Source organism: Paraglaciecola mesophila KMM 241 (assembly GCF_000315015.1).
In the GTDB taxonomy this organism is placed as follows: Bacteria; Pseudomonadota; Gammaproteobacteria; order Enterobacterales; family Alteromonadaceae; genus Paraglaciecola; species Paraglaciecola mesophila.
On sequence record NZ_BAEP01000032.1, the window covers coordinates 126,578 to 137,383 of the forward strand.

Annotated in this window: 10 protein-coding genes; 6 read left to right on the top strand and 4 right to left on the bottom strand. The window is 43.7% G+C overall.

Annotated features, from left to right (window positions below):
• Positions 1-3 precede the first annotated feature (3 nt).
• A complete protein-coding gene (locus GMES_RS08275) occupies positions 4-720 on the bottom strand; it encodes an SDR family NAD(P)-dependent oxidoreductase (RefSeq protein WP_006992191.1) in 717 nt (238 codons plus the stop codon).
• Positions 717-1,139, bottom strand: coding sequence for a nuclear transport factor 2 family protein (locus GMES_RS08280; protein WP_006992192.1), 423 nt, complete (start codon positions 1,137-1,139; stop codon positions 717-719). The genes GMES_RS08275 and GMES_RS08280 overlap by 4 nt, the downstream gene beginning before the upstream one ends.
• 162 nt (positions 1,140-1,301) lie before the next feature.
• Between GMES_RS08280 and GMES_RS08285 the strand changes: the two genes are divergently transcribed.
• The 3 genes from GMES_RS08285 to GMES_RS08295 are packed head-to-tail and all read left to right on the top strand — an operon-like array spanning position 1,302 to position 3,202.
• Positions 1,302-1,868: an LON peptidase substrate-binding domain-containing protein gene (locus GMES_RS08285; RefSeq protein ID WP_039986936.1), complete on the top strand. Its 567-nt coding sequence runs from the start codon at positions 1,302-1,304 to the stop codon at positions 1,866-1,868.
• Positions 1,869-1,923: 55 nt separating this feature from the next.
• Positions 1,924-2,538 (top strand): sigma-70 family RNA polymerase sigma factor, encoded by a 615-nt coding sequence (locus GMES_RS08290; protein ID WP_033186208.1) that lies wholly within the window; start codon positions 1,924-1,926, stop codon positions 2,536-2,538.
• Positions 2,531-3,202 (top strand): ChrR family anti-sigma-E factor, encoded by a 672-nt coding sequence (locus GMES_RS08295; protein ID WP_006992195.1) that lies wholly within the window; start codon positions 2,531-2,533, stop codon positions 3,200-3,202. The genes GMES_RS08290 and GMES_RS08295 overlap by 8 nt, the downstream gene beginning before the upstream one ends.
• 79 nt (positions 3,203-3,281) lie before the next feature.
• On the opposite strand, the gene GMES_RS08300 is transcribed toward GMES_RS08295, so the two are convergent.
• Positions 3,282-4,046 (bottom strand): outer membrane protein assembly factor BamD, encoded by a 765-nt coding sequence (locus GMES_RS08300; RefSeq protein ID WP_006992196.1) that lies wholly within the window; start codon positions 4,044-4,046, stop codon positions 3,282-3,284.
• A 175-nt stretch (positions 4,047-4,221) separates the two neighbouring features.
• Here GMES_RS08300 and rluD point away from each other — a divergent pair, with 175 nt between their 5' ends.
• The 3 genes from rluD (at position 4,222) to clpB (ending at position 8,643) form a co-directional block, all read left to right on the top strand.
• Positions 4,222-5,205, top strand: coding sequence for a 23S rRNA pseudouridine(1911/1915/1917) synthase RluD (rluD, locus tag GMES_RS08305; protein ID WP_006992198.1), 984 nt, complete (start codon positions 4,222-4,224; stop codon positions 5,203-5,205).
• A gap of 6 nt (positions 5,206-5,211) precedes the next feature.
• Positions 5,212-5,946, top strand: a complete 735-nt coding sequence (gene pgeF, locus GMES_RS08310; protein WP_006992199.1) for a peptidoglycan editing factor PgeF — start codon at positions 5,212-5,214, stop codon at positions 5,944-5,946.
• 120 nt (positions 5,947-6,066) lie between these two features.
• Positions 6,067-8,643, top strand: coding sequence for an ATP-dependent chaperone ClpB (gene clpB / locus GMES_RS08315; protein WP_006992200.1), 2,577 nt, complete (start codon positions 6,067-6,069; stop codon positions 8,641-8,643).
• A gap of 109 nt (positions 8,644-8,752) precedes the next feature.
• Here the strand turns inward: clpB and GMES_RS08320 are convergent.
• On the bottom strand, positions 8,753-10,806 hold a 2,054-nt coding region (locus tag GMES_RS08320; RefSeq protein WP_039986939.1), incomplete at its 5' end, for a tetratricopeptide repeat protein.

The window sequence follows — 10,806 nt, forward strand, 5'->3', positions numbered from 1 at the left end:
CTGTTAATTATTTTTCATTTTTTTACTTAAAGCGACTTTCAATGGGCTTGGTAAGCGAGAGAGAAAGCGCAGTAATAAACCAAACATTGTGGGGAAATAGACACTAGCGGATTGACGCTCAATACCTTTTAGCAGGCTTTTTGCTGCTTCATGTACTGAAATTTTCATCGGCATATCAAAATCATTCTTGTCTGTTAATGGGGTTTCTACGAAGCCGGGGGAGATACTTTGCACGACAACGCCTTTGTCGGCTAAATCCACTTCCATGGTTTTGGTCAAGTAATGCAGTGCCGCTTTACTAGCACCATATGCCTGACTTTGAGTGAACGGTAGGAACCTGGCCATGCTATCTACTAATACAAGTTGTGAGCCAGTGGTTAACTTCGGGAGCAGGGCGTCAATGCAGTGGACAACGCCAAAAAAATTGGCTTCGAATACACGTCTAAACATATCTGAGTCGAATGAATCTAGCTCAACGTATTCACACACTCCCGCATTCAACACATAAATGTCGGCACTAATAGCCTCTAATTTGGTCTTCGTTTGTTGCTTGTCAGTGACATCAAATTGCAAGCTGGTCACTGAGCGAGTGCTCTCAAATGTTTTTAGTTTGTCAGCATTTCTGCCACAGGCTATGACGTCATATCCACTTTGGGCAGCGTGTTTAACTAAGGCTTCACCTATTCCTGAAGTGGCGCCGGTAATTAACATTCGTTTCATGATGCGAGTCGCTTTTTGAGAAATTTAATCACTGAGCCAATCAGCGGCACGTGTTCGTATAGCATGCTGCCCAAATCATAATAATCTCGTTGGTAGCAAATTTTATGCTCTTTCACTATCAGCTGGCTGATGCCTTCAACGCTGATAAGCTTACCCGCTTTTAGTTTGGGATGCCTAAAATGCATCGTCCAATTCACAAACACAGTTGAATCTACTTCTTTTATCTGGGAAATATCAAAAGTACATTCATTGACATTTACTAATAATTGCTCGAAATAGCGATGAACAGCCGCAAACCCCTCGTGCCTAGTGACCGGGTCAACGAACACAACATCGTCACTGTATATGTTTTTAAGTTCACTGAGTGATTGGGTGTCTAATGATTTGTAAAAATTGACAAAAAGCGTTACTACTTCCATCTGCTATGCTCTTCAAACGTATGAATATTGTGAGAGATATTATGTTAACGCGATAGACGCGTTTTAGATCACTCGTGGCAACAGTATTAAAAGAGCGATCTTAATTTCAATTGATACGTACTAGTGCTATCAACCACAAAAAATCGTTGTTTTACAGTGAATATGATAACTCTACCTTTATTTCCCTTATCAGCACATGTTCTACCTCAAGGACGTATGGATTTACGCATTTTCGAACCACGTTATGTCCGTATGGTCAAAAATGCCTGCGCCACACAAACTGGTTTCGGAATATGCATGTTAAACGCGAAGGGTGACAAAGACCGAAATGAGCATATTTACGCTGTAGGAACGCATGTAACTGTCATTGACTTTGACATGCTTAGTGATGGTTTATTAGGTATAACCGTTGAGGGGGATCGATGTTTTAATATCGAAAAAGTGACCTCTGAGAAAGACGGCTTACTTTTAGGGCAGTGCAGTTGGTCACCGATTTGGCAACCTGAGCCAGAAGGGAATGTTGCTTTAGTTAAGCAGCGTTTGATGGATATTTTTGATAAGTATCCGGAAATCCAAGAGTTGTATCCTGAGCCTCTTTTTGATGATCCCATGTGGGTCATCTACCGTTGGTTAGAATTACTGCCAGTGTCAGCAGAACAGAAACAACATTTTATTCAGCAAAGGGACTATGTCAAAACGGTCGATTATTTGACACAATTAGTGAAATGATCTTTTTCGCATCACAGCCTGTATAAAGACTATTATAAAATACCGGTGGAAAGTGATGCTAGTCGGAATCCCTTTGGAATCAAAACATTCACATGCTGTTGTACCAAAAGATTGTGCTGATGAAATGTCATCGTACCTTGTGTTGGTAGGGCAGTCTCGTTGCAAACGTTCTTTCGCAGAGATATTTAATTATTTCGCGCCACGTCTTCGCTCATACGCCTTAAAGCAAATGGGTAACGAGGCGCTAGCCATGGAACTGGTGCAAGACACCATGTCGAACGTGTGGCAGAAATCTCACCTGTTCAATGCCGAAAAAGGCGCACCTTCTACCTGGATTTTCACCATTGCACGTAATATCCGCTTCGATATGTTACGCAAACAACGTAATCGCAAGGAAGATATCTGTGCAGACGATTTGTGGCCAGTGCTCTGTGAGCAAACCGCTGATGTAAACGAAGTTTCTTTAGATGAGCAAATTACACTTCAGCAGCTCGGCATCATATTTGAAGATTTGCCGAAAAAACAACGCGAAGTGATTGAAGCGATTTATATTGAAGGAAAATCTCAGCAGGAAGTCGCCGACCAATTTGAAATCCCATTGGGCACAGTCAAATCCAGAACCCGTCTTGCTCTGCAGCGTTTGAAAGAGATGTTAAAAGATAATGATTAATTTTCACCCAGAATTGGCTCATCTTCGCGCGTTCGCTGAAGGTACGTGCCCAACAAATTTAGCTTTGATGATATCCGCTCACGTGGACCTATGCCCTCGCTGCCAAGCCATAACCATGCAGGCACAAGAAGAGGCTGGGCTTGAGGTTTTTTCAGGCAAACTGAACGCAGCTGATCCTCAGCCTGATTTCAACGATATGATGTTGCAAATAATGCAGACTCCAGACGTTGAAGCTCCGGTTCTTCAGCCTGTCAACAACATGCTTGAGTTGGATGGAAAACACTTTGCCCTACCAAGAGCGCTTGCTCGATATACCCACAAAACGGGTAATTGGTCACGACTAGTGGGTAAGTTATGGCAGGCTCCGGTGGATTTAGGCCAAGACGGCCAAGCTAACTTTATCTACATGGAAAAGGGAGGCAAGGTGCCAGAGCATACTCATAAGGGAACCGAATTCACCTTGGTGATTGATGGTCAATTTAGCGATGGATTAGCCGATTACGATTGTGGAGACTTTACCATCATGGACAGCACTAAAAAGCACATGCCGTTTTCAGAAGCTGACGAAGGGTGCTTAGTGTTTACTATGGTTGATAAGCCGTTACATTTCACATCTGGCTTAGCCCGTCTTCTAAATCCATTCAGTCAGTTGTTTTTCAAATGAAGATGGCCTAATTTATTAAACAACAGACAATAAAAAACGCGCTCATAGCGCGTTTTTTTGTAGGTGTTGAACCGCGTTCTTAGCTAATGAAACTGCTGTCAGGGTAATTCAGCTTAAGTGTTTTCATGACGTTATTTTTCAATTCGTCTAACTTGAGTTGGTCGTAACATTCCACCATAATTTCTAGAGCTTCTTGTACATGATCTGTATCAGGGTAGTACTCTAAAACATAACGCCCACGGTTAGCAGCCGCAACAAACGCTTCTCGGCGCATGTAGAAGCGTGCAATAGCAATTTCATATTTTGCTAAGCGGCTTTTGATATGCAACATACGTTTTTGCGCATCAGCGGCATACTTGCTGTCAGGGTATTTCTGGATTAAACGTCTGAAATCTTCGAAAGCTTCACGCGATTTACTTGGATCGCGATCTGAACGGTCTATACCGACCAATTCTTGGAATAGGTTTTTGTCTGATTCCATGTTGGTTAATCCGCGCATATATATAGCGTAATCAACGTCAGCATGGTTTGGGTTCAAGCGAGTGAAACGGTCGATAGTTGATATCGCTTCATTTACTTTACCTGACTTGTAATATGCATAAATCAAATCCAGTTGAACCTGATTAGATAAAGGACCAAAGGGGTATCTGGAATCTAATGCGCTGAGTGTTGCAGTAGCGGCATTGAAGTTACCAATTGCCATTTTTTCTTTAGCATCATCGTACAAAGACTGAGCACTACGGTTGTTGACTACGACTTCTTCTTCATCTGGAGAGGACGAACAGCCACCTAGTGCGATGATCGCAGCGGCTAGAAAAATCTTGGGTAACGATAACTTTCTCATCATATTTGTCTTATTTGCTCTTATTTATGCTTGCGATAAGCGTTCGCCGATTCATTGCTGGCAAAAATCCGTTAGAATAGGGTTTTACCGAACCGATAACAACTGCATATTCTAACCCAGCGTATTGGGCTATGCACATATAAATCGTCCGAAACACTACTAGGGTCTCCTTTGCATGTCTACCAGCTATGAAAAAATACAACTACAGGCCGTGGTGCCACAAACGTTATTAGGTAAACGTTTGGATCAAGCTTTGGCTGAAATGTTCCCTGATTATTCGCGATCTCGTATAAAAGATTGGATTTTGGCGGATCAAGTTGCCGTTGATGGTCAGATAGTGAACAAACCAAGAGAAAAATTGCTTGGTGAAGAGTTAATTGAAATTGATGCCAGTATTGAGATACAAGAGCGTCACAGCGCACAAGAAATTGCGCTAAACATTGTTTACGAAGATGAGCATATTTTAGTCATAAACAAACCGACTAATTTGGTTGTTCACCCAGGGGCAGGCAACGCAAGTGGCACTATCTTAAATGCATTGTTAAGCCACGTGCCTGAGATTGCCAGTGTGCCCCGCGCTGGTATTGTCCATCGTTTAGATAAAGACACAACGGGTTTGATGGTGGTGGCTAAAACGATACCAGCACAAACACATTTGGTTGAAAAGCTGCAAGCACGGGAAATTAGCCGCGAGTATGAAGCTGTCGTATACGGTAACTTGATTGCTGGTGGCAGTGTTGATGAGCCTATAGGTCGTCATCCTACTAAGCGCACCAGCATGGCAGTAGTGCAATCTGGTAAGCCAGCGCTAACCCATTACCGGGTTAAACATAAGTACCGAGCGCATACGCATTTGCGCTTAAAGCTAGAATCGGGTCGTACCCATCAAATACGCGTGCATATGGCACATTTACGTCACCCTTTGGTGGGCGACCAAGCATACGGTGGTCGTCCTCGATTACCGAAAGCTGCAAGCGAATTGATGATAGAGACGATTCGTGGCTTTAAGCGACAAGCATTACACGCTATCCAATTAGAGCTTGAGCATCCGATCACAGGTGAGTGGATGTCTTTTCAAGCTCCGCTGCCCGACGATTTTGTTAACTTGCTAGAGGTGTTAAAAGAAGACACGGCACAAAATCCGGATGATCTTGTTTAATACATCATGGCGCTAGATTTCATTATACCCCAGTGGCCCGCACCACATAATGTGCGGGCTTTTTCAACTACGCGTACAGGTGGCCTGAGCCTAGCTCCTTATGACTCGCTAAATGTGGGAGCACATGTAGGGGACAATCTATCCACCGTGGAAGGGAATCGCGCGTTACTACCAAAGCATCAACATATAAAATGGTTAAATCAGGTTCATGGCAATGCATGCGTTTTAATTAACGCCAGCAGCGAACAAAATCAAAGCGTTGATGCCAGTACTACCGCAGATATCAGCGTTGTCTGCGCAGTCATGACTGCAGACTGTTTGCCCATTTTGTTATGCAACAAAAAAGGTAATGAAGTTGCAGCCGTTCATGCTGGCTGGAAAGGGTTAGCTGACGGGGTGATTGAAAATTGTTGCCATCATTTGAACAGTTCTGCTTCAGATTTGATGGCTTGGATTGGTCCGCATATTAGTCAGAAAAATTTCGAAGTTAATGAAGCAGTGTTAAATCGTTTTCAGCAATATGGCCACTGCTTTACTCAAGGCAATGTTGCTGGTAAATATCAAGCTGATCTCCAGCAAATCGCCATTGAAAAACTGTCGCGGTTGGGCGTGTGCGGCGTATTTACCGCCAATAAGTGTACTTATGAGCATGAAGAGCAATTCTTCTCTCACCGACGAGCCACCCATCAAGGCCTTTCTCAAACAGGGCGTATGGTGTCGGGCATTTATTTGCAGCCCTGATGACCTCGGAAAAATTGATCTAGCGCAATATTCAGTGACGAATGTCACATTTCCTGCTTGAATATTGACGGCAACGCACCATTAATAGGTTAATTAATAATCCATTAAAGCGAGTGGCATATGCGTTTAGATAGTTTTACCAGCAAGTTTCAACTTGCCATTTCCGATGCTCAATCAATAGCACTTGGGCGTGACCATCAATATATTGAACCCGTGCATTTAATGACTGCTTTGCTGAACCAGCAAGGCGGCTCTGTGCGTTCGCTATTCGATCATGCCAAAGTGAATGTAAATACCTTACGCTCGGCGTTGGCAGAGGCTGTAGATCACCTACCACGTGTTGAAGGCGTAGGCGGTGACGTTCAGTTAGCGAAAGAAACGGTAGTGCTGTTAAATTTGAGCGACAAAATCGCCCAAAAACGTAAAGATAAATACATCACCTCTGAAATTTTCGTTTTGGCTGCAGTACAAGACAAAGGCAAGCTCGGCGAGCTCTTACGCCAAATTGGCGCCAGCGAAGAGTCTATCGACAAAGCAATTGAAGCTATGCGTGGCGGGCAAACCGTCAATGATCCCAATGCTGAAGATGTGCGCCAAGCACTCGAGAAGTTTACAACTGATCTGACCGAACGCGCTGAGCAGGGCAAACTAGACCCTGTGATTGGTCGAGACGATGAAATTCGCCGTACTATTCAAGTTCTGCAGCGTCGTACCAAAAATAATCCCGTTCTGATTGGGCAGCCCGGTGTGGGTAAAACTGCCATCGCTGAGGGGCTTGCCCAGCGTATCATCAACTCTGAAGTACCTGAGGGGCTCAAAAACAAGCGAGTGTTATCTCTTGATATGGGCGCATTAATCGCGGGTGCTAAATTCCGCGGTGAATTCGAAGAGCGCTTGAAAGCCGTTTTAAACGAGCTGGCTAAAGAAGAAGGTCGCGTTATTCTGTTTATCGATGAATTGCATACCATGGTCGGTGCTGGTAAAGGTGAAGGCGCAATGGATGCCGGTAACATGCTAAAACCCGCGCTGGCTCGGGGCGAGCTGCATTGCGTTGGCGCTACCACATTAGATGAGTACAGGCAGTTTATCGAGAAAGACGCAGCGTTAGAGCGCCGCTTCCAAAAAGTATTGGTTGATGAGCCGAGTGTTGAAGATACCGTAGCGATTTTACGCGGGCTAAAAGAACGTTATGAATTACATCATTCGGTGGAGATAACAGACCCTGCTATTGTAGCAGCTGCGTCATTATCACATCGCTATATAAGTGATCGCCAATTACCAGATAAAGCGATAGATCTTATTGATGAAGCGGCGTCAAGCATTCGTATGCAAATGGATTCTAAACCTGAAGACATGGACAGGTTAGAGCGACGTATCATTCAGTTGAAATTGGAAGAGCAAGCGCTGGCCAAAGAAAAGGATGAAGCGAGTCACAAACGCTTAGAGCTGATTGAGATAGAGCGAGAACAAGCGGAAATCAAGTTTTCTGAATTGGAAAAAATTTGGAAGTCCGAAAAGCAAGCCATGCAAGGTACACAAAATATTCGTGCCGAGTTAGATCAAGCTAAGCTAGATTTAGAGATTGCCCGTCGTGCATCCGATCTCAGCCGTATGTCTGAACTGCAATATGGCCGAATACCAGAACTTGAAAGTAAGTTAGAGCTGGCGACAGAATCTGAATCGCAACCCTTGGAGCACCAACTTCTTAAGAATCGCGTAACAGAAAGCGAAATTGCCGATGTGCTTTCACGTTGGACAGGCATTCCAGTATCGAAAATGCTTGAAGGTGAAAAAGACAAACTTATGAGCATGGAAACGGCTTTGCATGAGCGCGTAGTGGGGCAAAGTGAAGCCGTGAATGCGGTGTCTAATGCAATACGACGCTCTAGGGCTGGCCTTGCGGACCCGAATAAACCGATTGGTTCGTTCTTGTTTTTAGGGCCAACGGGTGTAGGTAAAACAGAGCTTTGCAAAACCTTGGCTAATTTCCTGTTTGACACAGAAGACGCCATGGTGCGTATAGATATGTCAGAGTTTATGGAAAAGCACTCCGTTTCCAGATTAGTGGGGGCACCTCCAGGTTATGTTGGTTACGAAGAAGGGGGTTACTTAACTGAAGCGGTCAGACGAAAACCTTACTCGGTCATTTTGCTAGATGAAATTGAGAAGGCCCATCCTGATGTGTTCAATATATTGCTTCAAGTGCTAGATGATGGCCGTTTAACCGACGGACAGGGTCGCACGGTTGATTTCAAAAATTCCGTTATCATCATGACCTCTAACTTGGGCTCAGATATTATTCAAGAGCAGCACAGTGAAAATGATTACGAGAAAATGAAGCAATCTGTACTGAACGTGCTGAGCACGCACTTCAGACCAGAGTTTTTGAACCGTGTTGATGAAACGGTTGTGTTCCACCCACTCGGGCTGGCGCAAATTACGTCCATAGCGAGTAAGCAATTACAGTTTTTGCGTAACCGTTTAGAAGAGAAGGGGATTGGGTTGGAGTTAACCGACGCAGCTCTTAAGAAAATTGCTGAAGCAGGGTTTGACCCAGTGTATGGAGCCCGCCCACTTAAACGGGCGATTCAAATGGAAATTGAAAACCCATTAGCGCAAAAAATTCTGTCAGGTAAATTGGTGTCAGAAGGTGTGGTAAGCATTGATGCGGATGAAAACGGGCTAATCATCGATTAGCTATAATACTGTAGAACAATCAACTATTTTCAAGCAAAAAGTAAAACGGCTACCTAGGTAGCCGTTTTACTATGCTCTAAAAATTAATTGTTTAAAAGACGCTGAGCGGTTACAGCGTTTGAAGCAACGCTTGGGCATCTCGTTTTTCGGGAAACGCTTTATTACTTGCCAATGCTTGTTTCAATTCATTTTTCGCCTGGTCAGTTTTACCCAGTCCTTTTAATGCGGCAGCTAAGTGATATCGGATAGAGGGATCACTCGAACGCATAGTAAAAGCGGTACGTAGTGTCGTTAATGCCTCTTGATATTGCGCGTTTTTCACTAGTAACCAACCTTTAGTATCCAAGATTGCGGCAGAATCTGGGGTTAGCTGCGCGGCTATTTCTGCATATTCGAGCCCCTGTTTGGGTTCAGACTCTGCTTTAATTAAAGCAAGGTTGTTGTAAACACGGTCTTTGTTAGGTAACTCATTTATAGAGATCAGTTTTAAGTATTGCACCTCGGCAGCAGGCATATTGCCCTCAATATAAAGCAGATCGGCAAGTAGATGTCTTTGAAAATGAGCATCGTCATTTTTTGACAAGTGATTACTTAGATACTCTTTAAAGGCTTCTTTTTGAGGTCCTTGGCTGGCGATTTGGTATAGCTCGATCAAGGGCAGGGTAAAATCAGGCTTTAATGTGACAGCATGAGAATATGCATTGTAGGCGCTATCAATGTCTTGAACGGCTTTAAAATAATTGCCTTGCAATACATACACATTTGGGTTGTTAGAAAAGTCCTTTTGCATACTTTCAATAAGGGCTTTTGCTTCAGGTAAACTTCCTTGGCTAATAAGTAATTGTCCGTATTCCAGTTTTGCAAGGGCGTATTGCGGGGCTATAGAAGTGGCTCTCTGTAAGCTTAATTTTGCGCCACTCACATCTTTCGCTTGGCGTTGAGTTTGGCTTAACTCAACTAGGCGCGCAGCGTTATCTGACCATTGACCAAACAATATATCTAGCTGGCTTTTCGCCTGTTGCGGCTCATTTAAAGCTATCAGTAAATTAGCCTTTTCGAAGATATACGCTGAATTTAATCGATCAATTTTCAGCAGAGCATTAACTTCAGTTAAAGCAATGGCGTACTTCTGTTGTTTACGGTAGATATTAGCTAACAGTTCATGGGGAGCTGCTTTATTAGGAGCCGCGGCTTTTGCCGTGAGTAGTGTTTCTATTGCTTCTTCTAATTTTTGCTGTTTGATTAATATTTGCGCGTGCAGCACAAGTGCCGGAATATTAGTTCCTTGCTGGGCAATGACTTTCTCGATTGTTTGACGCGATTCAGGCAGTGCTTGTTGAGCGAACTGAACGCGCGACAAGTTCATCAGTGCCGCTACGTTTTCAGGATCTGCTAAGAGCACGTTATTTAATGAGCTTGTAGCCTGTTGGAAATTACCTAAACGAATATTTAAATCGGCATGCAGATTTTGGTATTTTAAGTTATCCGGTTGTAACTCAACTAATGTGTTTGCTGATACCAGCGCGTCTGCATAACGCTGATTATTCGCTTCAAGCGTCGCTTTAAACAATAAAACATCTTCCGCATTGGTATCAAGGTTGCTGTTACTAAGCAATGCGAGTGCTTCGTCAACCCTGTCTCGGCGCACCAGCAGCTTAGCTTCTAAAAGTATGACAGTGTGGTTAGCTCCATATTCTTGTTTGAGCTCTTCTACGAGATTGTTACATTTAAATACCTTATTGCTGGCTAAATACAGGTCGCACAGTAATGATGAAACGGGAATACTCTCAAGTACAATAGATTCATTTAGCTCAAGTAGTGCCATTGCTTTTTTAGAATCGCCTTGGCGAATATGCGCTTCGGCTAACATGCCTAGTAGTTCAGGAGGCGCCGAGCCAGATTTAACATATCGGCTGAGTTCTCGCACAGTCACTTCGTAATTTTTATTGATATAAGCGGTTATCCCCGCTACTAAACTAATCCAACTCGTTTGCTCTTTGTTTTCGTCAGTTGCTAGGCTTAGCATTTGGTTAAGTTGCGCGAGTAACGCATCAGCCTCTGAGCTTTTTTCTTGCATGGCTAACACGCGTGCTTTTAACAATTGTGTTTGCAAATCACCAGAGGTTTGCTCTTCGATGAGAGTAATCATCTCCTGTGCTTTAC

Coding starts and splice junctions, on each gene's coding strand:
- GMES_RS08275 (WP_006992191.1), bottom strand. CDS start 720: ATGAAACGAATGTTAATTACCGGCGCCACTTCAGGAATAGGTGAAGCC.
- GMES_RS08280 (WP_006992192.1), bottom strand. CDS start 1,139: ATGGAAGTAGTAACGCTTTTTGTCAATTTTTACAAATCATTAGACACC.
- GMES_RS08285 (WP_039986936.1), top strand. CDS start 1,302: ATGATAACTCTACCTTTATTTCCCTTATCAGCACATGTTCTACCTCAA.
- GMES_RS08290 (WP_033186208.1), top strand. CDS start 1,924: ATGCTAGTCGGAATCCCTTTGGAATCAAAACATTCACATGCTGTTGTA.
- GMES_RS08295 (WP_006992195.1), top strand. CDS start 2,531: ATGATTAATTTTCACCCAGAATTGGCTCATCTTCGCGCGTTCGCTGAA.
- GMES_RS08300 (WP_006992196.1), bottom strand. CDS start 4,046: ATGAGAAAGTTATCGTTACCCAAGATTTTTCTAGCCGCTGCGATCATC.
- rluD (WP_006992198.1), top strand. CDS start 4,222: ATGTCTACCAGCTATGAAAAAATACAACTACAGGCCGTGGTGCCACAA.
- pgeF (WP_006992199.1), top strand. CDS start 5,212: ATGGCGCTAGATTTCATTATACCCCAGTGGCCCGCACCACATAATGTG.
- clpB (WP_006992200.1), top strand. CDS start 6,067: ATGCGTTTAGATAGTTTTACCAGCAAGTTTCAACTTGCCATTTCCGAT.